This is a genomic window from Kribbella sp. NPDC051936, assembly GCF_040680955.1.
Taxonomy (GTDB): Bacteria; Actinomycetota; Actinomycetes; order Propionibacteriales; family Kribbellaceae; genus Kribbella.
Map to the genome: position 1 here is coordinate 968,980 of NZ_JBFAXS010000001.1, position 19,901 is coordinate 988,880.

Consider the following 19,901-nt stretch of genomic DNA (forward strand, 5'->3'; position numbering starts at 1 on the left):
GCAGTCTGCCGCGTAGAGCCTTGTATCGAAGGATGATCTGCCCAGGGCAGATCAGGCGCCGATCAGCAGGTCACCCTTGGCGAGCGGTGTGGCCAGCTCGCACGCTCCGGTCGAGATGGTGCAGCGGACGATCGACGCCGCGGTGCCCTCGCCGTTGTCGGCAAGCAGCAAGAGGTGCTCGTCGTCCTCCGGGACCCACTGCCGGAACACGCCGGACCACTCGTGCAGGAGCGTACCCTTCTTGGCGTCCAGCACCGCCGCGATGCCGTTGCCGTACCCGTCCTGGTAGATCGGGCCGGCGATCGCGGTCGCGCCGTCCGGTGTGAAACCGACGATCTGGTAGTCACAGGTACGCCACAGGCGCTTGCCCGTCGGAACGGTCAGGAGGCTGCTGCAGCTGTTCTGGTCGGACAGCGTGGTCAGCGAACCCGCCGTACCGACGCTGGACACTGCCATCGCCTTCGGGATCGGCTTGACGAGCGTGGCCGCCGGCTGACCGGGCGTCCACTCGTACAGACTGCTCGTGCCCTCCTGGGTGGTCGACGCGTCGAAGTAGACCTTGCCGTTGAGGTAACCGAGCAGTGTGGTGTTCCAGATGCCCGGCACGGTGACCTTGTGGATGCTGTCGCTCTCTGCGTAGACGGTCGCCCCGGGCAGGTCCTCTCCGGTGTCCTTCAGCTGCGTCGCGACGTACGCCGCGGCCGTGCTGTCCTCGGTGGTGGAGATCTGGGTGACGTCCGGCGTCCGCCGCGTGACCTTGCCCTCGGAGTCGATCGTCAGCATCTCGGTGCCGTACCCCTTGGTGACCACGGCGAGGGCCGACGAGCGCAGCCGTGCGACCTCCTGGATCTGCGCGGTTCCTGGAACCTTGACGTCGCCGCCGGCGCCGCCGCGGATCGTGCGGCCGGCCAGGTAGGCGACCTGTGGCGCGCGGCCGGTAGTGAGCTTCTGCAGGTCGATCTTGGTCTTCACCGGCCCGGCAGGGGCGCCGCTCGACGGGCTCGAGGGCTTCGGCGTGGCCGTGGTCCTCGTCGGCTCGGTGGTCGCGGACTGCGTCGGCGAACTGGAGAGCGGGGCCGCGTCGGCGGTGGCGGCCGTGCGCGGTCCCTGGCGGTACGCGAGTGCCCCGCCGGTCGCCACCGCGGCGACGGCGATCGCGGCGACGATGATCACGAGTCGCCTGTTCGTGTGCCGCATCGACACGCTCCTGTCCGTTGTCGGTCTGTCCACCTCTTCGACGCCGGACGGCTCCGGTTGGTTGGATCAGGTGCCGATCCGCAGCGCCTTGTCGGTGCTGATCGAGGTGGCGAGCTCACAGGCGCCGGTCGTGATCGTGCAGCGGATGATCGCGCTCTTCGTCCCCGGGTCGCCGCCGCCACCGGAGGCCACGGCCACGATCAGCACGTGCTGGTCGTCCTCGGCCACCGACTGGTGGAAACAGCCCTTCCACTCCCGGATCAGCTTGCCGGTGGTGACGTCGAGCGCGACCTGCACGGTGTCGCAGTACCCGTCGCCGTACGCCGATCCGCCGATCGCCGTACTGCCGTCCGGGGTGAACCCCGACACCTGGTTGTCGCAGGTCCGGAACAGCTGCCGCCCGCTGCCGACCTCGACGATGCTGGAGCAGCTGCCGCTGTCGTTCAGGGTTCCCATCGACGCGGCGACCCGGCCGTTGGCGGACACGGCCGTCGGTGAGACCACGGTCTTGACCTTGACGCCGGCCGCCGCACCAGGCGTCCAGGAGTACAAGGTCCAGGCTCCGTCCTCGCTGCTCGCGGCCCGGTAGTAGACCTTGCCGTCGGCAAAGGCGAGTACCTGCAGGTTCCAGCTGTCCGGCAGCTTCAGGGACTTGAGCGAGCTGGTCGTCTCGGCATACACGGTCCCGCCCTTGACCGCCTGGCCCATCGAGCTGATCCGAGCCACCGCGTAGGCCGCCGCCGACTGGTCGCGGGTGGTCACCAGCGAGCTCACACCCGGCGTACGGCGCACGACCTTCTCGTTCTGCGTCTTGAGCAGTTCGGTGCCGTCGTTCCCGTCCTGGACGATCGCGAGCACGTCCGCGTCCAGGCGGCCCAGTGCGATCACCCCGCCGGTGCCCGGGAGCTTGACCACGGAGCCGGACCCGCCGCGGACCTCGCGGTCGACGAGGTAGGGCACCTGCGGCTCACGGCCTTCGGACAGCTTGCTCACGGTCAGCGTGACCTTGGTCGGGCCGGTGGCCGTCGCGCGGGGACTGGACGTCTTGGCGGTCGGCGGCGGCACGGACGGCGTCCGGCTCACGATCGGTGTGCGACTCGCGGCCCGTGTCGGAGTCGGAGCCGGAGTGGGCGTCGGGCTCGGGGACGGCGAGCCGCTGAGTGGCGCGGCCAGGCCCTCGGCCTCGGCAGGACCCGTGCGATACGCGAGCGCACCGCCGATCGCGACCGCCGCGACCGCGATCGCGCTGACCACGATCACCAGCCGCCTGTTCGTGTGCCGCATCGGCGGGCCCCCTCCGTCGTCCCCCATGAATTGCCCTTCTGACGTCGCGGGCGGCCGGTTTGTTCGGTGCGGCGAACGGGTCGCAGAACGGATCGAGCATAATTACGCCATGGACCAGCCACCCCGGATCGGCCGGTACTCCCTGGTCCGCCGGGTGGGTGCCGGAGGTTTCGCGACCGTTTGGCTGGCGCGCGACGAGCAGCTCGACGCCGAGGTCGCGGTCAAGATCCTGTCCGAGAACTGGGTCGAGGACGAGGACGTCCGCCGCCGGTTCCTGGCCGAGGGCCGGTTCCTGCGCAGGGTCGACTCGCTGTACGTCGTCGGCGTGCACGACATCGGCGAGGCCGACGACGGCCGCCCGTTCATGGTGCTCACCTACGCCGACGGCGGCACGCTCGCGGACCGGATCAAGGCCGGCCCGCTCGAATTCGCCGAGGCGGTCCGGATCATCACGCAGGTCGGCCGCGGCCTGAAGCACCTGCACGCGCGCGGCGTCCTGCACCGCGACGTGAAGCCGGCCAACGTCTTGTTCCGCACCGACCCGAGCGGCGACCGCGCGATGCTGTCCGACCTCGGGCTGGGCAAGTCGCTCGCCGAGGTGTCCCGCATCACGATGCCCGGCGGCACCCCGGCGTACGTCGCTCCCGAACAGGTCATGGGCGAGCGGCTGGACCACCGCGCCGACCTGTACTCGCTCGGCGCGGTCGCGTACGCCGCCTTCACCGGCCAGGCGCCGCACGGCGTCGTCAGCCTCGGCGCCGTGATGCAGATCGACGCACCGCCGCCCTCGATGACCACCCTGCGCGAGGACGTGCCGGACGCGATCGACGTCGTCGTACGGCGCGCCCTGGAGCCGGACCGGGACAAGCGCTGGCCGGACCTCGACAGCTTCCTCAACGCCCTCCGCGAGGCCCACACCACCGGCAAGGTCCCACCGGGTCTCGTGCCGGCCGCCGACATGCCCACCCCGGCCGCCGCCACCGGCCCGGTCGACCAAGCCACCGCACTAGCCAGCGCAAACCAGTCCACCGTCGCCGTGAAGCCCAAGCGTGGTCGGCGGGCCGGTGTCCTCACAGTGCTCGCGGCGGTCGTGCTGGCAGCGGCCGGCGGCTACGGCGGCTACCAGTACGTCCTCACACGCCCGGTGAAGGTGGAGAGCGGACAGTTGTCCGTAGTAGTCCCACGGCACTGGGGCCAGCAGGCTGCGGGTGACCAGTCGCTGCTGGTCAGCACGAACACATCGACCTGGCGGACCGATCCGGAGACCGAGGGCGTCTTCGTGGGTTTGGTGAACGCGACCGAGCTGCCGACGACCGCTACCCCTCCTGAGGGCTGCACCGGAAGCACCCCGGAGACGTCCGGGAATGTCGCCACCTTCAGATACAACTGCAACGACGTGCCAACCGTCATCGAGCAGTACCAGAAGGTGAACGACACGACCCTGCTTCGGGTTCAGGTCCGCGACGACAACCCGAAGCAGCGCCAGGAAGTGCTGGGCTCCGCGAAGTACGGCTCCTAAGGGACCAGCGACGTCAGCGACGAGATGGTTGCCTTGTGCATCCTGGGGATGACGTTCAGCGTGGCGGGGTCCGACGCGTACAGGTACGAGCCGGACTCGTAGACCAGATATGCCGTCCCGTTCAGCTCCGTGATGCCCTCGGTCATGCTGGGGGCGCGGAAGCAGCTGAGCGCCGCGGCGTCCAGGTCCTTCTGGCCGCGCTTCACCACGTAGATGTTGCTGCGGTTCCCGCGTCCGTACGACGTGCTGTAGATGAAGTGGTTGGCGGTGACCGTCAGCCCCTGCGTCTTCGTCGGGATCTCCCAGGCGCCGGCCACCGTGGTCAGCGTGCCGTCGTCCGCGATCTTGTACTCGTACATGGTCCCGCGGCCGTCCGCGTTGAACGTCCCGGAGAACAACGAGTCCCCGTAGCTCCCCATGAACGACGACCCGGCCACGTCGCGCGCCGTACCGACCTGCGCGAGGTAGGGCGTACCAGCGGCCTTCAACGCGTCCCGCAGTTCCGTCAGCCGGTACTTGCGGATACTGCTGCCTTGGCCGGACACGAACGCCCAGCCCTTGCTCACGGTGATCCCGCCGACGTGGGACTCGGCGATCGCGACGACACCGACCGTCGAGCCGGTGGACGGGTCGATGCCGTAGATCTGCGAGTCGGCTCCGTCGCGGTACGCCCCGATCAGGATCAGGTTCTTGCCGGAGCCGTCCCAGTTGTACCAAGTACCGGCGCCTTGCGGGGTGTGCGTGCCGAGGTTGGGAATGCTCGCGCTGTTGCTGAACCGGGCGTCGTACTTGTACGAGGCGGACGGTCCGTCGTAGAAGGTCGATCCTCCACTCGTGGAGGTGTCGCAGCTGATCGCGGCGTGCGCCGGCGTGGCCGCCGTGAGTGCCGCGGCCAGGACCGTGATGACGATGGCAAGGGGGCGCTTGACCATGATGATCCTCTTCGGTTGTGGGCGAAAACCTACGAGATTTTCAGAGTAGATCGCCAATAAGTAACGCGCGAGGGCTGACTGGGCGTCGGTTCGCCGAACGGACGCCGTACGGTTGTCGCATGACCGATCTGTCCGCGGCGATCGACCGCGTTCTGCCCAGTGTCCGTGCCGACCTCGAGGACCTCATCCGGATCCCTTCGGTCAGCTACGACCCCGCCCGTGCGGCCGACGTCCAGCGGTCCGCGGAGGCGACCGCGGCGTTGTTCGAGGCGGAGGGCTTCGCGGCGAAGATCGTCCGGGTCGGCGACGGCGCGCCGGCGGTGATCGCGAAGAAGCCCGCCCCGGCCGGCAGGCCGACCGTACTGCTGTACGCGCACCACGACGTGCAGCCGACCGGTCCGGTCGAGCAGTGGACCTCCGACCCGTTCGAGCCGACCGAGCGCGACGATCGGCTGTACGGGCGGGGCGCCGCCGACGACAAGGCGGGGATCGCGGCGCACCTGGCCGCCGTACGGGCCTTCGGCAACGACCTGCCGGTCGGCGTGACGGTGTTCGTGGAGGGCGAGGAGGAGATCGGCTCGCCGACCCTGCTGCAGCTGCTGGACGAGTACTCCGAGGAGCTCGCCGCGGACGCGATCGTGATCGCCGACTCCGGCAACTGGGAGGTCGGCCGGCCGGCCCTCACCGTTTCGCTGCGCGGCCTGGTCGAGACGTACGTCGAGGTCCGGACGCTGGAGCACGCGGTGCACTCCGGCCTGTTCGGCGGCCCGATCCCGGACGCCCTGTCGGCGCTGATCCGGCTGCTCGCCACGCTGCACGATGACAAGGGCGACGTCGCTGTCGACGGTCTGCACGCCTCCCGAGCGGCGGATGTGACGTACCCGGAGGACCGGCTGCGCGCGGAGTCCTCGGTGCTCGACTCGGTCCGCCTGACCGGTACGGGCTCGCTCGTCGACCGGCTGTGGACGCGGCCGGCCATCTCCGTGGTCGGAATCGACGCGCCGTCGGTGGCCGAGGCCAGCAACACGTTGATCCCGGTCGCCCGCGCCAAGATCAGCCTGCGGGTCGCCCCGGGCGACGACGCGGTGAAGGCGAGCGCAGCGCTGACCGAGCACCTGGAGCGCAACGTCCCCTGGGGCGCGCAGCTGACCGTGACCGAGGGCCAGACCGGGCAGCCGTGCAGCGTGAACGCCCGCGGCGCCGGGTACGAAGCGGCCCGGTCGGCGTTCCAGGAGGCGTGGGGCGTCGAGCCCGTCGACATGGGCATGGGCGGGTCGATCCCGTTCATCGCGGAGTTCCAGCAGGCCTTCCCGGAGGCCACGATCCTGGTCACCGGCGTCGAGGACCCGGACACCCGCGCGCACGGTATCGACGAAGGTCTGCACCTCGCCGAGTTCCGCAAGGTCTGCCTCGCGGAGGCCCTGCTCCTTCAGAACCTGGCCAACCAGGCGTGATCGGGCTTTCCGGCGACCCACAGTTTGGCATAGGTTTCGGCGAGTGAAGATCGCAGTCGTACGGGAGACCAGACCGGCCGAGCGCCGGGTCGCCCTGGTGCCGGAACATGTCGCGAAACTGATCGAGCTCGGCTACGAGGTCGCGGTCGAGCCGGCCGCCGGTGAGCGGGCGCTGTTCTCCGACGACCAGTACCGCGAGGCCGGCGCCGAGGTGGCCTGGGGCGCCGACCACGCGGCCACCGTGGTGGCGTCGGTGCAGCCGCTGGAACGCGAGCGCCTGCAGCGGTTGCACGCCGGTACGGCGCTGATGTCGTTCCTGCCGACGAACCCGCCAGACGTGGTCCGGACCGCAACCCGGGCCAAGCTGACGGCGTTCGCGATGGAGCTGATTCCGCGGATCTCCCGGGCCCAGTCGATGGACGCGCTGTCCTCACAGGCGCTCGTCGCCGGGTACCGGGCCGCCATCGTCGCCGCCGAACGGCTGCCGCGATTCTTCCCGCTGAACATGACCGCGGCCGGCACCGTCCCGCCGGCCCAGGTCCTCGTCCTCGGCGCCGGCGTGGCCGGCCTGCAGGCGATCGCCACCGCGAAACGCCTCGGCGCGGTCGTCAAGGCGTACGACGTCCGCACGGCCGCCGCGGAGGAGATCGCGTCGATGGGCGCCGTACCGATCGAGCTCGAGCTCGGCACCCTCGACGGCCCCGGCGGGTACGCCCGCGAGATGACGCCGGAGCGTGCCCAGCTCCAGCGCGAACTGCTCACGCCGTACGTCGCGGCCGCGGACGCCCTGATCACCACCGCCGCCGTACCGGGCCGGACCGCGCCGATGCTGGTCACCCGGTCGATGGTCGAGCAGATGAAGCCAGGCTCGGTCGTGGTCGATCTCGCGTCGGAACAGGGCGGCAACGTCGAGGGATCCGTCGCCGGGACCGAGCTGACGATCGGCGACGCGCTGGTCTGGGGCGGCGCGAACGTCCCGTCGCAGATGGCCGGACCCGCGTCCCGGCTCTACGGTCAGAACATCGCCAACCTGATCCGGCTGATGACGCGGAACGCCGCGTTCGACCCCGACTTCGAGGACGAGATCGTCCGCGGCTGCTGCGTCACCCACGACGGCAGCGTGCTCCACGAGCCGACCCGCGCCCTTCTGGAGGGACAGGCATGAGTGAGTCCATCGCGTTGCTGACGATCTTCGTCCTCGCCGCGTTCGTCGGGGTCGAGGTGATCAGCAAGGTCTCCTCGACGCTGCACACCCCGCTGATGTCCGGGGCGAACGCCATCCACGGCGTCATCCTGGTCGGCGCCATCATCGTCACCGGTGCCGCCGACTCGGCGATCGTGGTCGCCGTCGGGCTGCTGGCCGTCGTGCTCGCGACCGTCAACATGGTCGGCGGGTTCGTGGTCACCGACCGGATGCTGGAGATGTTCAAAGGTCCGGGGGCTCGTAAGAAGGAGCTGCACAAGTGATCCCCACCTGGGCCCAGATCGGCTATCTGGTCTCCGCGGTCTGCTTCATCGTCGCGCTGAAGGCACTGTCGTCGCCGCGCAGCGCACGCACCGGCAACCTGATCGGCGCCGCCGGTGCGGTGCTCGCGGTGATCATCACGTTCGCCGCCTACAAGCCGGACCACCTGGCCCCGATCCTGATCGCGCTGGCCATCGGCACCGTCGGCGGCGTGGTCGGCTCGCGGCGCGTGCAGATGACCCAGATGCCGCAGCTCGTTGCCCTGTTCAACGGTGTCGGCGGCGGCGCGGCCGCGCTGGTCGCGCTGCTCGAGCTCGGTGAGATCTCCTCCGACGCGACCGTCTCGGCGATCGCCACCGCGTTCACGATCGTCGTCGGCGCGGTCAGCTTCTCCGGCTCTGTGGTGACGTTCGCCAAGCTGCAGGAGCTGATGACGACCCGTCCGGTGACGTTCCCCGGCCTGCCGGTGCTCTTCGTCGCCTCGCTGCTGGGCGGCGTCGCGCTCGCGGTCTGGCTGGTGTCGGACCCGCGCGTGTGGGTCGGCGTACTGCTGTGCCTGCTGGGCCTCGCGATCGGCGTCATGCTGGTGCTGCCGGTGGGCGGCGCCGACGTACCGATCGTCATCTCGTTGCTGAACGCCTTCACCGGTCTGACGGTGGCCGCGGGCGGTTACGTCCTCGGCAACACCCTGTTGCTCGTCGCGGGCACCCTGGTCGGCGCGGCCGGTACGTTGCTGACCAAGCTGATGGCCGACGCGATGGGCCGGTCCGTCTTCAACATCCTCTTCGGCGCCGTCCGCGGCGGATCCACCCTCGGCGGCGGCACGGCATCCGACCGGCCGGTGATCTCGGCCGGACCGGAGGACGTCGCGATCCTGCTCGGGTACGCGAACAAGGTCATCATCGTGCCCGGGTACGGCCTGGCCGTCGCCCAGGCCCAGCACACACTGCGCGACCTCGTCGAGGAGTTGCAGAGCCGCGGCGTCAAGGTCGACTACGCCATCCACCCGGTCGCAGGCCGGATGCCCGGCCACATGAACGTCCTGCTCGCCGAGGCCCAGGTCCCGTACGACCAGCTCCGCGAGATGGACGACATCAACGGCGACTTCAAGACCACCGACGTAGTCCTGGTGGTAGGCGCCAACGACGTCGTCAACCCCGCCGCCCGCACCACCCCGTCGGCCCCCATCTACGGCATGCCCATCCTGAACGCCGACGAAGCCCAACGAGTCATCTTCCTCAAACGCTCCATGCGCCCCGGCTTTGCCGGCATCGAAAACGAACTCCTCTACGACCCCAAAACCACATTGTTGTTCGGCGACGCCCGAGACTCCCTGACCAAGCTCCTGGCGGCACTTAAAACCGTCTGACTCAACCGCCCTCGGCGGGTCCGGTGGGCGGTCGTACGACGGTAGCGGGGTGTGTGGCGGACCAAGACGGCCGAGGTCGACGCGTGCATCGGCTAGCGGTATGTCGGTGGGATGCTGGTCTGCAGTCGTACAGCGATAGCGGGGTTGGCGATGGGGAAACGCGGGCTCGTCGTGGCGGGTTACCGCTGCTACGCACGGCGGGGTTTGTGGCGGACTGCGGTGTGTGTACATCGGGTCCCGGCGAACCGTCGTACGACGACGACGGGGCTGGTGGTGGGACCGTACGGCGAGGTCTCGTCCCTCGGCTCGGCTGTTGTAGGCGGCATCGGTGACGTCCTGGGTCGATCGGTTCGCCGTACGCCGGGCTGGTAGTCGGAACTTACGGCGGGGTCCGTAGCACGCCAGGCCCACCTCGGCATGTACGCCGACATCGACGACGGGCTGTGGTGTGACGGAGGGCGTCGGCGTACAGCGGTGACGGGGTTGGTGGGATTGTCGTACGGCGCGGGTGATTGACCGTCGTATGTCGGATCGCGGTACGCCGAGGGCGCGGTGCACCGCCAGGCGCTGAATTTCGGGCACCTCGTGCAGGTGGCCGCACCCGGCCAAAGACCTCTCCCGGCCAATGTCGTCCGTTGTCGAGGACATGGTCTCTCTGTTTGACTTCGGTACCGAGAGGCCGGGCGGCGCACCCATTCCTCTCACCCGTCCCAAACAAGGAGCCAACACTTTGCCCTGCCCGAACAAGCCCTTATCCCGAGCCTGGGATTGGGGCTAATCCACCCACCCGCGTTGCGCCGCCCGAACCCCCAACTCAAACCGCCCCGAAGCCCCCACCTGCTCACTCAACTTCGCCGCAATCCGCCGCACGGTCCGCAGCGAGACCCCAAGCTTTCGTCCAACCTGGTCGTCTGTCGCGCCTTGCACGAGCAGTCGGAGGAACTCGGCTTCCTGCGCAGTGAGGTCGTTCTCCTGCGGTAAGGGGCTTTCGATCACAGGTCGAGCACGCCGCCAGTAGTGCTCGTAGAGGTCGACAGCGATCCGAAGGACAGCCTTGCTGTGATGAACCATCGCCCCGACCGCATTGTTGTCAGGGTCGATCCCTACAACCACAGCCTCACCGTCGAAGATGATCATCTTCAGCGGCACCGAAGGTACGGCCCGCACCTCCGCGCCGTAGTCCCGTATGTAATCGATGTACTCGCGAGTTCCGCGCACCTTCAACTGCGACTCGACAACGAGGTACCGAGCGTCGACGCGACGCTCCAGAAACCGGATGTCGCCAGTTTCCTCCGGTGGACGAGACAGTGGCACCGGATCCGGTGGAAACATCGCCCAACTGGATTTCACCGGTTCGAAATGCTGCATCCGTTGATATGCGCGCTCGCCCTCGAGAACCTCAACGCCACCGGCGGTCTTCTGAACGAGAATGTCGGAGTAGTCCGCGACAAATTGTGCCGCCTCAGTTCTGTCCGCGTTCAGTTCGCCGCTGAGTTGGTCGATCTCCTGCTGACGGCGGCCGGCAAGAATGTCGAACGCTGCTCGCGGGTCGAGAGGGTACTCCTCGTCCGGGATATTCCAACGCGGCACGAGCAGACCAAGCTCCCGGAGCCGGCCGAGCAGCGCCTCGACCTCGCTCTCCGTCACCTCGACGGTGGTAGCGAGGTCACCGATGTGCGCCGTACGAATCAGCTCTGGGCGTTGAAGCAGAGCCCGGTAGACCGCGAGGCTCTCCTTGGTCAGCCCTAGCGACTCGAACAAGTCAGACCTACACCCAGCCACGCTTCGCGGCGGCTACGCCGAGTTCGAAGCGGCTGGCGGCGTTGAGGCGTTCGGAGAGGTTGGCGGTGATCCGTCGGGCCGTGCGCAGGGAGATGCCTAGGAGGCGGGCGACCTGCTCGTCCTTGGCGCCGCCGGCGAGGAGGCGGAGGACCTCGGCTTCGTGGGGAGTGAGCGGGTTCTCGTCGTCGCGGTCGTCGGGGCTGAACATCTCGGTCGCGCGGGACCAGTAGGCGTCGAAGAGGGCCAGCGCTACCGACACAACGGCCGGGCTGCGGTGGATCACGGCGCCTGCGGACGGATGCCCCGGGTCCATCGGCATGATCGCGAGCTCTTGGTCAAGGAGAAGGAGACGCATCGGCAGCGTCGGGGTAACCCGGACCTCGCCACCGAGCCTGTGGATGGTCGCTGCATACCCCAGGGCCTGCTTGGACTCGGTCATGCTCTGGAGGTAAACAGTCCGCATCTTGATTCCGCGTCTCAGCAGCTCGGCGTCTGGGGAGCGGTCCGATGCGGGCATGGATTCGTCGAAGTGGGCAGGCACCAGGCCCCAGAAGCTATCCCGGGTCTTCAAGGCGAGCTCTTCGATCCGCCGAGACGCGTTCGCGCGGCCCTTGAGGACTTCGATATCTCCGCTGCTTCGGGACGTCAGCAATTCGTTGTACTGCTCGGCGATCGCCTCGGCCGAGGCCTCTGCCTCCTTCAGTTCGCCGAGCATCTTGTTCAGTTCAGTCCGCCTCCGCTCAGCGAGGCCGGTCAGCCCCACGCGCGGGTGGACTGCATGCTCTCCATCCGGGTTGGTCCACGTCGGGACGAGGAGCTCGAGCATCCGAAGCTTGTCCATCAGCGCGAGAACATCTGCCAGAGGCTTTTCTAGTAGCGAGGCGATCTGTTCGGGCGTACTGTCTGGGTGGCTGAGAAGGGCGTGATAGATCGCAAAAGTGGCTTCGTCCACCCCCAGCGGCTCGAGCACGATCCTTCTCCTCCAGAACTTGTCGGAACCGACCATATACAGAGTGCGTCGACATTGAGCACCCAATGGTGGGTTCGGATTATTTCTGAAGGGACGTTACGTGATCAAGAAGTTGCTGACCGTGGTCAGCGTCGCCCTACTTCTCGTCATTGCTGCTCCGGTGCCTGCATCCGCAGCCGGGAGCGGGGAGGACCCCTGCGTCGCCTGCTGGTAGACGCTGGTCTTCGGTCCTCTGGGCGTCCCGTAGACTGCGGGTGTGGCTCGTGGCGATGGTCGGCTTACTGATGAACTCGACCCGCAGGATCTGGGTCCGCAGGACGCTTGTGGCGTCTTCGGGGTCTGGGCGCCGGGGGAAGAGGTTGCCAAACTCACCTATTTCGGGCTCTACGCCTTGCAGCACCGGGGGCAGGAGTCGGCCGGGATCGCGGTCAGTAACGGGAGTCAGATCCTCGTCTACAAGGACATGGGGCTGGTCAGCCAGGCCTTCGATGAGGCGACCCTGGCGTCGCTCCGGGGGCATATCGCGATCGGTCACTGCCGGTATTCGACGACCGGGTCCAGTGTGTGGGCGAACGCGCAGCCGACGTTCCGCAGTACGGCGACCGGCTCGATCGCGCTCGGTCACAACGGGAACCTGACCAACACCAGTGAGCTCGCCGCCAGCCTGAACGGCGAAGGTGATCTCGATCTCGGTCTGGACGCCGACGTCGATCACGCCAAGGCGAACGCGAAGCACGGTGCGTCCAGCGACACCGACATCCTGACCTCGATGCTGGCCGGGTACCCCGATCTGACGATCGAGCAGGCCGCGGCGAAGATCCTCCCGAAGGTCAAGGGCGCATTCAGCCTGATCTTCATGGACGAGAACACGCTGTACGCCGCCCGTGACCCGCAGGGCATCCGCCCGCTGGTGCTCGGTCGGCTGGAGCGCGGCTGGGTGATCGCCAGTGAGACCGCCGCGCTCGACATCGTCGGCGCCAGCTTCATCCGCGAGGTCGAGCCGGGGGAGATTGTCGCGATCGACGCCGACGGGCTGCGTTCGACGAAGTTCGCCGAGCCGGACCCGAAGGGCTGCCTGTTCGAGTTCGTGTACCTGGCCCGCCCGGACACCCAGATCTCCGGCCAGCGGATCTACTCGACCCGCGTCGAGATCGGCCGCAAGCTCGCCAAGGAACACCCGGCCGACGCCGACCTGGTGATCGCGACGCCCGAGTCCGGCACGCCCGGCGCGATCGGGTACGCCGAGGAGTCCGGCATCCCGTACGGCTCCGGCCTGGTCAAGAACGCGTACGTCGGCCGCACGTTCATCCAGCCGAGCCAGACGATCCGCCAGCTCGGCATCCGCCTGAAGCTGAACCCGCTGCGCGAGGTGATCGAGGGCAAGCGCCTGGTTGTGGTGGACGACACGATCGTCCGCGGCAACACCCAGCGCGCGGTCATTCGGATGCTGCGCGAGGCCGGCGCCAAGGAGATCCACGTCCGGATCACCGCGCCGCCGGTGAAGTGGCCGTGCTTCTACGGCATCGACTTCGCCAGCCGCGCCGAGCTGATCGCGAACGGGCTGAACACCGAGGAGATCTGCCGCTCGCTGGGCGCCGACTCGCTCGGGTACATCAGCCTGGACGGTCTGGTCGAGGCGACCACGGTCCCGAAGGAGCGGCTCTGCCGGGCCTGCTTCGACGGTGTGTACCCGGTCGCGCTGCCCGATCCGGAGCGGCTCGGCAAGCACCTGCTCGAGCTGCCGGTGACCGACGCGGACGGCCTGGCCACGGTCTCCGGCGGTGGCGGCGCCGCGGACGCGCTCAGCCGCCCGTAGTACGCCGTACCCAACAGGGAGAACACAGTGAGTCAAGGCGCGAGTTACGCCGCTGCCGGGGTCGACATCGAGGCCGGTGACCGGGCCGTCGAGCTGATGAAGGAGTGGGTGGCGAAGGCGACCCGCCCCGAGGTGGTCGGCGGGCTCGGCGGGTTCGCCGGGCTGTTCGACGCGACCGCGCTGACGTCGTACCGGCGGCCGCTGCTGGCGACGTCGACGGACGGGATCGGGACCAAGGTCGCGATCGCGCAGAAGCTCGGCAAGCACGACACGATCGGGTTCGACCTGGTCGGGATGGTCGTCGACGACCTGGTCGTGTGCGGCGCGGAGCCGCTGTTCATGACCGACTACATCTGCACCGGCAAGGTGGTGCCGGAGACGATCGCGCAGATCGTGAAGGGCATCGCGGAGGCCTGCGTCGAGGCCGGTACGGCGCTCGTCGGCGGCGAGACCGCGGAACACCCGGGGCTGCTGGAGCCGGACGAGTACGACGTGGCGGGCGCGGCGACCGGTGTCGTCGAGGCGGACGAGGTGCTCGGCGCGGAGCGGGTGCGCGCGGGGGACGTCGTCGTGGCGATGGCGTCGTCGGGACTGCACTCGAACGGGTACAGCCTGGTGCGGCACGTGTTTTTCGACCGGGCGAAGTGGACGCTCGACCGGGTCGTGCCGGAGCTGGGGACGACGCTCGGCGAGGTGCTGCTGACGCCGACGCGGGTCTACGCGAAGCACTGCCTGGAGCTGATCCAGGAGCTGAACGGCGCCGACGAACTGAATCACCGCGGAGAGAAGGCGCTGCACGCGATGTCGCACATCACCGGCGGCGGTTTCGCGGCGAACCTGGCGCGCGTGATCCCGGACGAGCTGTCCGTGCGGATCGACCGCTCGACGTGGACGCCGGCGCCGGTCTTCGGACTCGTCGGCCTGCTCGGCGACGTCGCGCTGCCCGAGCTCGAGAAGACGCTCAACATGGGCGCCGGCATGGTCGCCGTCCTCGATCCGTCGTCCGCCGACGCCGCGATCCAGGCACTGGCAGCCCGCGACATCCCCGCCTGGGTGTGCGGTGAGGTCACCGCGACGCCGGGCGGCACGGTCACGCTCGAAGGCACCTACGCCAAGTAGAGCCCGGGTGCACAGCGTCCGCCTGTGAGCGGGTCACGATGGAGCCGTCCGACGCCTCGGGCTGCTGAATCGTCGATCCGCCACAGGCGGTGCTGTGTGTCAATTCGTCGGGCGCACGGTGAACTGCTCTCAGGTACCCCTGAGGGCACTGAGCAGCTCAGCCGGGCTGAAATTGCTTACCGACGGGGGTGGTAGTCGTCGGCGTCGTAGTCGTCGCCGTCGTTGTCGCCGTTCGCAGAACTGTTCCCACCCTGCTCACCGGACAGCTCTCGCTTGAGCTGGTCCAAGTCGGTGTCCCAGGTGCGGTACTTCAGGTCGCGTGCGACCTTCGTCTGCTTGGCCTTTGCACGGCCGCGCCCCATAGCGTCGACCCCCTCGCACAAGTCAACCGGGTACGCTGCGTGGCGCCCACGGATCAGTCGTCAGTAATCGTGGTTCAAGGATACCCGGAGCCAGGGATCGACACACGCACCGCCCCCGGGCAGAGGTCCGATCACACAGCGGGCGGGGCGGGCCGGTCCCCTCAAACCGGCTCGCCCCGCCGTGCTCACCACCGCTACTTGACCTCGCGGCGTGAGCTAGCCCACAGTCCGACGACGGTCGGCAGGACGATCCAGACGCCCACCGCGGTGAGCGTCTCCGGCACCATTCCGTGCAGGTCGCGCTCCGCGATCCGGCCGAGCGCGCCGAACACGTCCAGCCAGTTCGCGTTGTCCTTGAACAGCGCCGGACCGGCCAGCGACCAGGCGGTCGGCGCGATGAAGTAGACCAGGATCGCGACCGCGGTCTGCGCGATCACGGCACCGAAGGCCGCGCCCATCACCACGTTCAGCGCGACGGTCAGGTAGCCGCCGGCGAGCTGACCGCCGAGCCCGGCGTACGACGTACCGCGGCCGGAGGTCGCCCCGGCGAGCGCGGTGCCGGCGAACGCGAGCAGGACGACGCCCGTGGTCACGACCGCGCTGAGCACGACCGCCGAGACGAACTTGGCCAGCTGCACGCGCACCCGGCGCGGCGAGAGCGTGAACGTGGTCAGCGCCGTGCGTTGCGTCCACTCCGACGTCATCGCCATCACGCCGATCACCGGCAGGATCAGCATCGGACCGGCGGACGCGGCGCCGAGGAAGCCCTCGAACCCGACCGTCCCCTGCGGCAGGTGGGTGAGCTGCCAGGTGATCGCGGCGACCGCCAGCAGCAGGATCGCGGCGATCAGGACCCGGCCGCTGCGGGTGTCGACGGACTTGCGGAGCTCGAGGGCGACGAGCTTCAGGAAGGACTGGCCGCGCGCGGGCGGCAGGCTGGTCGCCACCTCGGCGCGGTGCTTGGCGGGCGCCGTGGGTGCGACGTCGGTCACGGTGGTCATCGAAGGTCTCCAGAAGAAAGTAGGTGTGATCAGGCGGCGACAGGCTGGGCGGTCAGCTGGAAGAACAGGTCCTCCAGGCCGGCGCCGTCGCTCTGGCGGAGCTCGAGAAGGATCTGGCCGGCCGCGGCGGCGGCCCGCCCGACCTGCTCGGCGGTGGCGTCGACGCGCAGCGAGCCGTCGGACAGCGGCTCGAGCTGCAGCCCGGCCGCGGTCAGGGCTTCGTTCAGCCCGACCGGGTCGAGGCCGCGGACGAGCGTGCCGGAACCGGCCAGCAGCTCCTCCAGCGAGCCGTTCGCGACGATCCGGCCGCCGCCGATGACGACCAGCCGGTCGACGGTCGCCTGCACCTCACCGAGGAGGTGGCTGGACAGGACCACCGTGCCGCCCCGGGCGGCGAAGTCCTGGAGCAGCCCGCGCATCCAGCGGATGCCCTCCGGGTCCATCCCGTTCGCGGGCTCGTCGAGAATCAGGACGGCCGGGTCGCCGAGCAGTGCGCTCGCGATGCCGAGCCGCTGGCGCATACCGAGCGAGTACTGACCGACGCGGCGCTTCGCGGCGTGACTGAGCCCGACCGCCTCGAGCATCTCGTCGGTGCGCGTCTTCGGCACCCCGAGCAGGCTCGCGTTCAGCAGCAGCGTCTCGCGGCCGGTACGGCCCGGGTGCTGCGCGGCGGCGTCGAGCATGACCCCGACGACCCGGCCCGGGTTCGGCAGGTCGGCGTACCGCTTACCGGTGATCGTGGCGGTGCCGGAGGTCGGCGGCGTCAGCCCGGTGAGCATCCGCAGCGTGGTGGACTTGCCGGCGCCGTTCGGGCCGAGGAAGCCGGTGATGCTGCCCGGCTGAACGGTGAAGGACACGTCCTGGACAGCCGTGGTGCTGCCGTAGCGCTTGGTCAGGTTCTCGACGGTGATCATGGCAACGAGTCAACCGTCTCCGCCCCCCGTCGCACATCGGACGAGCGGCTGCGCCGACCCCCTACGAAAGTCGTCCGATCGGCTCCGGAACCCACCCGGAAGGGGGACGTGATCGCGTCGACCGTCGAACTACAGTGACGGAATGCGACGGTTGCGGAGGTGGTACGCCTGGTGGGCCAGGCATGCCCCGCGCCTGCGCGACATCCTGTACGTCGGCTTCAGCCTGCTCACGATCGTGCTGCAGGCCGCGTCCGGCGGCAACGGCTGGTCGGTCAAGGACTGGTATGTGCTGGGCGCCGGGATTGTTGCCTCGGTCGTCCTGTTCTGGCGCCGGCGCTTCCCGGTGACGGTCACCGCCGTCACCGTGCTGGCGATGCTGACCGGCGGGATCTTCGTCCCGATGGGCCTCGCGCTGCTGACGCTGGCGATCCGCCGGCGCGACCTCGCGCTGGCCGTCCTCGGCCTCGCCGGGTATGCCGCGTATGTCCTGAACAGCTGGGGCAACGTGAACCAGATCTGGGTGGCCGTCTTCACGGGGCCGTTCCTGGTCGGGACCTGGATCGCCGTCGGTGCGTACGTCGGCGCCCGCCGTGACCTGATGGCGTCGCTGCGGGACCGCGCCGAGCGGGCCGAGGCCGAGCGCGAGCTGCGCAGCGAGCAGGCCCGGCTCGGCGAGCGTTCCCGGATCGCCCAGGAGATGCACGACGTGCTCGCCCACAAGGTCTCGCTGATCGCGTTGCATGCCGGTGGTCTCGAGGTGAACCCGGCCGTCGGGCCGGACAAGGTCGAGGGCTCCGCCCGGCTGATCCGCGAGACCGCGCGGCAGGCGATGGAGGACCTGCGGGAGGTGCTCGGGGTGCTGCGGACCGACGTCAGCGTCGCCGGGGCGGACCTGACTCCCGTTCCGAAGGCCTCGGACCTCGAGCGGTTGATCAAGGCCTCACGAGACGCCGGAGTCACCGTGGGGTACGACGTCACGCTGCCGGACGACGTACCGGTGTCGGTCGGGCGCACTGTTTACCGGGTGGTGCAGGAGTCGCTGACCAATGTGCACAAGCACGCCCGCGGCGCCGCGACCGACGTACAGGTCCATGGCGCTCGTGGGCAGGGCGTGACGGTCAGGGTGGCGAACGTCCGGCCGGTGGCTGCTGGTTCACTGCTGCCTGGTGCGGGTGCCGGGCTGGTCGGCCTGCGGGAGCGGGTGCAGCTGGTCGGCGGGCGGCTCTGGATCGGGCCGACCCCCGAGGGCGGCTGGCGGGTGGAAGCATGGCTGCCCTGGCCGGACGGCCGCGACGACGACGCGCTGCCCAGCGCTGCCGGGCTGCCAGGAGGCGCGGTGTCGGACCGCGACGCGGTGCTGGACGGAGATGAAGGGGAGCGATGACGCGGCTGCTGATCGTGGACGACGAGGCGCTGGTGCGGGCCGGGCTGAAGATGATCCTGGAGTCCGACTCCGAGCTCGAGGTGGTCGCCGAGGCCGAGGACGGCGCGGACGCCGCCGCGATGGTGAAGGAGTATCGGCCGGACGTCGTGCTGATGGACATCCGGATGCCGCGGCTGGACGGCCTGGCCGCGACCCGGGAGGTGCAGGCCCTGCCCGATCCGCCGAAGATCGTCGTGCTGACGACGTTCGACCTGGACGACTACGTGTTCCGGGCCTTGCAGGCGGGCGCCAGCGGGTTCCTGCTGAAGGACACGCCGCCGCGTGAGCTGGTGCAGGCGATCAAGGTGGTGGCGGCCGGCGACGCGATGCTGTCGCCGGCGGTGACCCGGCGGCTGATCGGGCACTTCGCGGGCGATCCGCGCGCCGACCGGAAGCGGGCCGCGCAGGAGCGGATCAGCAAGCTCACCGAGCGGGAGCGCGAGGTGCTCGTCGAGGTCGGCCGCGGCCTGCAGAACGCCGACATCGGCCGGAAGCTGTTCATGAGCGAGGCGACCGTGAAGGCCCACGTGTCCCGCGCCCTCGTCAAACTCGACGCGACCAACCGCGTCCAGGTCGCGATCCTGGCCCACGAGGCCGGCCTGCTCGACGGCTAGCAGAACGCGTACACCTGCTCGACCTTAGGGTTGGCGCCGTGGACGAGACGTTGTATCGCAAGAGCATGGGCAACCAGTGGGTGTACGGCGGCCTGGCCGTCGCGGCGCTCGCACTGATCGGTATCGGCAGTCTGATCGCGCAGCCGGTCCTCCTGGTGGCCGGTGTCGTGCTGCTTCCGGTGGCGATCTACTTCTTCGCGCACGCCCGTTACGGGAACGTCCGGGTCACCCGGCAGGAGTTGGTGGTCGGTAAGCACACGGTGGTCCTGCGTGACCTGGATCGGTCGTTCGGTGCCCATCCGGCCGAAGCCGTGCTGAGCAAAGCCCAGCTGGACAGGCTCAACACCCAGACCGCGAGCGATGTCGTCGGCGAGACCGGCGTGCGAATCGTCGGTGGAGCGTGGGGCCGGCTAGGGCGCGGCGTGCAGTGGATCGTGGTCCGCCGTACGGGCTCTCCTGAGCTGCTGGCGGTGCCGGCCCGGCGGCCGAAAGACCTGCTGGCGGCCGTGAACGCAGCCTTGGCGTAGGCGCGATACCTGGAGACAGGAAACCGGCCCGATCCGTCGGAGGGGTGGGGGCGACGGTTCGGGCCGGTTTCGGAAGTCAGCGTGCCTGGGGGATGAGGACGCTGACGACCGGCGGCGCCCAGTTGGGGGGGTAGGACGCCGGCCGGTCAGGAC

18 protein-coding genes are annotated in these 19,901 nt (G+C 69.2%); 10 read left to right on the plus strand and 8 right to left on the minus strand.

Annotated elements, in window-relative coordinates:
* Positions 1–51 precede the first annotated feature (51 nt).
* Complete coding sequence (locus AB0L64_RS04885) at positions 52–1,197, minus strand: hypothetical protein (protein WP_363707757.1); 1,146 nt, start codon at positions 1,195–1,197, stop codon at positions 52–54.
* Positions 1,198–1,263: 66 nt separating this feature from the next.
* The gene (locus tag AB0L64_RS04890) at positions 1,264–2,481 is read right to left on the minus strand and encodes a hypothetical protein (RefSeq protein ID WP_363707759.1); all 1,218 of its coding nucleotides are present in this window, start codon (positions 2,479–2,481) and stop codon (positions 1,264–1,266) included.
* Positions 2,482–2,590: 109 nt separating this feature from the next.
* Between AB0L64_RS04890 and AB0L64_RS04895 the strand changes: the two genes are divergently transcribed.
* A complete protein-coding gene (locus tag AB0L64_RS04895; RefSeq protein WP_363707761.1) occupies positions 2,591–4,000 on the plus strand; it encodes a serine/threonine-protein kinase in 1,410 nt (469 codons plus the stop codon).
* Here AB0L64_RS04895 and AB0L64_RS04900 read toward each other — a convergent pair.
* The gene (locus AB0L64_RS04900) at positions 3,997–4,932 is read right to left on the minus strand and encodes a hypothetical protein (RefSeq protein ID WP_363707764.1); all 936 of its coding nucleotides are present in this window, start codon (positions 4,930–4,932) and stop codon (positions 3,997–3,999) included. The genes AB0L64_RS04895 and AB0L64_RS04900 overlap by 4 nt on opposite strands.
* A gap of 119 nt (positions 4,933–5,051) precedes the next feature.
* Between AB0L64_RS04900 and AB0L64_RS04905 the strand changes: the two genes are divergently transcribed.
* Genes AB0L64_RS04905 through AB0L64_RS04920 form a run of 4 tightly spaced genes read left to right on the plus strand, consistent with a single transcriptional unit; the run spans position 5,052 to position 9,220 of the window.
* Positions 5,052–6,386: a dipeptidase gene (locus AB0L64_RS04905; RefSeq protein ID WP_363707766.1), complete on the plus strand. Its 1,335-nt coding sequence runs from the start codon at positions 5,052–5,054 to the stop codon at positions 6,384–6,386.
* A gap of 43 nt (positions 6,387–6,429) precedes the next feature.
* Positions 6,430–7,551 (plus strand): NAD(P) transhydrogenase subunit alpha, encoded by a 1,122-nt coding sequence (locus AB0L64_RS04910; protein ID WP_363707768.1) that lies wholly within the window; start codon positions 6,430–6,432, stop codon positions 7,549–7,551.
* A complete protein-coding gene (locus AB0L64_RS04915) occupies positions 7,548–7,853 on the plus strand; it encodes an NAD(P) transhydrogenase subunit alpha (RefSeq protein WP_355699737.1) in 306 nt (101 codons plus the stop codon). The genes AB0L64_RS04910 and AB0L64_RS04915 overlap by 4 nt, the downstream gene beginning before the upstream one ends.
* Entirely contained in the window at positions 7,850–9,220 is a 1,371-nt protein-coding gene (locus tag AB0L64_RS04920; protein ID WP_363707771.1) for an NAD(P)(+) transhydrogenase (Re/Si-specific) subunit beta, read from the plus strand. Before AB0L64_RS04915 ends, AB0L64_RS04920 begins: the two co-directional genes overlap by 4 nt.
* A 774-nt stretch (positions 9,221–9,994) precedes the next feature.
* On the opposite strand, the gene AB0L64_RS04925 is transcribed toward AB0L64_RS04920, so the two are convergent.
* Both AB0L64_RS04925 and AB0L64_RS04930 read right to left on the minus strand, forming a co-directional pair.
* Positions 9,995–10,981 (minus strand): helix-turn-helix domain-containing protein, encoded by a 987-nt coding sequence (locus tag AB0L64_RS04925; RefSeq protein WP_363707773.1) that lies wholly within the window; start codon positions 10,979–10,981, stop codon positions 9,995–9,997.
* A 7-nt stretch (positions 10,982–10,988) separates the two neighbouring features.
* Complete coding sequence (locus tag AB0L64_RS04930) at positions 10,989–11,972, minus strand: helix-turn-helix transcriptional regulator (RefSeq protein WP_363707775.1); 984 nt, start codon at positions 11,970–11,972, stop codon at positions 10,989–10,991.
* A gap of 256 nt (positions 11,973–12,228) precedes the next feature.
* On the opposite strand from AB0L64_RS04930, the gene purF reads away from it, so the two are divergent.
* Entirely contained in the window at positions 12,229–13,788 is a 1,560-nt protein-coding gene (gene purF, locus AB0L64_RS04935) for an amidophosphoribosyltransferase (RefSeq protein ID WP_363707776.1), read from the plus strand.
* A gap of 27 nt (positions 13,789–13,815) precedes the next feature.
* Complete coding sequence (gene purM, locus AB0L64_RS04940; RefSeq protein ID WP_363707778.1) at positions 13,816–14,907, plus strand: phosphoribosylformylglycinamidine cyclo-ligase; 1,092 nt, start codon at positions 13,816–13,818, stop codon at positions 14,905–14,907.
* Between the two features lie 176 nt (positions 14,908–15,083).
* On the opposite strand, the gene AB0L64_RS04945 is transcribed toward purM, so the two are convergent.
* The 3 genes from AB0L64_RS04945 to AB0L64_RS04955 form a co-directional block, all read right to left on the minus strand.
* Positions 15,084–15,269 carry a DUF3073 domain-containing protein gene (locus AB0L64_RS04945; protein WP_355474918.1) on the minus strand — a complete coding sequence of 62 codons (186 nt, stop codon included), beginning with the start codon at positions 15,267–15,269 and terminating at the stop codon, positions 15,084–15,086.
* A gap of 194 nt (positions 15,270–15,463) precedes the next feature.
* Positions 15,464–16,270, minus strand: a complete 807-nt coding sequence (locus tag AB0L64_RS04950; RefSeq protein ID WP_363707781.1) for an ABC transporter permease — start codon at positions 16,268–16,270, stop codon at positions 15,464–15,466.
* Between the two features lie 29 nt (positions 16,271–16,299).
* On the minus strand, positions 16,300–17,184 hold the full coding sequence (locus AB0L64_RS04955; RefSeq protein WP_355699744.1) for an ABC transporter ATP-binding protein: 885 nt from the start codon (positions 17,182–17,184) through the stop codon (positions 16,300–16,302).
* Between the two features lie 142 nt (positions 17,185–17,326).
* Between AB0L64_RS04955 and AB0L64_RS04960 the strand changes: the two genes are divergently transcribed.
* From AB0L64_RS04960 to AB0L64_RS04970, 3 genes are read left to right on the plus strand one after another with little or no spacing between them, the layout of a single operon-like run.
* A complete protein-coding gene (locus tag AB0L64_RS04960; RefSeq protein WP_363707783.1) occupies positions 17,327–18,568 on the plus strand; it encodes a histidine kinase in 1,242 nt (413 codons plus the stop codon).
* Complete coding sequence (locus AB0L64_RS04965) at positions 18,565–19,221, plus strand: response regulator transcription factor (protein ID WP_363707785.1); 657 nt, start codon at positions 18,565–18,567, stop codon at positions 19,219–19,221. Before AB0L64_RS04960 ends, AB0L64_RS04965 begins: the two co-directional genes overlap by 4 nt.
* Before the next feature lie 38 nt (positions 19,222–19,259).
* Positions 19,260–19,748, plus strand: coding sequence for a hypothetical protein (locus AB0L64_RS04970; protein WP_363707787.1), 489 nt, complete (start codon positions 19,260–19,262; stop codon positions 19,746–19,748).
* Positions 19,749–19,901 lie beyond the last annotated feature (153 nt).

Bases quoted from the DNA above. Each gene is read 5' to 3' on its own strand.
- AB0L64_RS04885 (WP_363707757.1), bottom strand. From the start codon at position 1,197: ATGCGGCACACGAACAGGCGACTCGTGATCATCGTCGCCGCGATCGCC.
- AB0L64_RS04890 (WP_363707759.1), bottom strand. From the start codon at position 2,481: ATGCGGCACACGAACAGGCGGCTGGTGATCGTGGTCAGCGCGATCGCG.
- AB0L64_RS04895 (WP_363707761.1), top strand. From the start codon at position 2,591: ATGGACCAGCCACCCCGGATCGGCCGGTACTCCCTGGTCCGCCGGGTG.
- AB0L64_RS04900 (WP_363707764.1), bottom strand. From the start codon at position 4,932: ATGGTCAAGCGCCCCCTTGCCATCGTCATCACGGTCCTGGCCGCGGCA.
- AB0L64_RS04905 (WP_363707766.1), top strand. From the start codon at position 5,052: ATGACCGATCTGTCCGCGGCGATCGACCGCGTTCTGCCCAGTGTCCGT.
- AB0L64_RS04915 (WP_355699737.1), top strand. From the start codon at position 7,548: ATGAGTGAGTCCATCGCGTTGCTGACGATCTTCGTCCTCGCCGCGTTC.
- AB0L64_RS04945 (WP_355474918.1), bottom strand. From the start codon at position 15,269: ATGGGGCGCGGCCGTGCAAAGGCCAAGCAGACGAAGGTCGCACGCGAC.
- AB0L64_RS04950 (WP_363707781.1), bottom strand. From the start codon at position 16,270: ATGACCACCGTGACCGACGTCGCACCCACGGCGCCCGCCAAGCACCGC.
- AB0L64_RS04955 (WP_355699744.1), bottom strand. From the start codon at position 17,184: ATGATCACCGTCGAGAACCTGACCAAGCGCTACGGCAGCACCACGGCT.
- AB0L64_RS04960 (WP_363707783.1), top strand. From the start codon at position 17,327: ATGCGACGGTTGCGGAGGTGGTACGCCTGGTGGGCCAGGCATGCCCCG.
- AB0L64_RS04965 (WP_363707785.1), top strand. From the start codon at position 18,565: ATGACGCGGCTGCTGATCGTGGACGACGAGGCGCTGGTGCGGGCCGGG.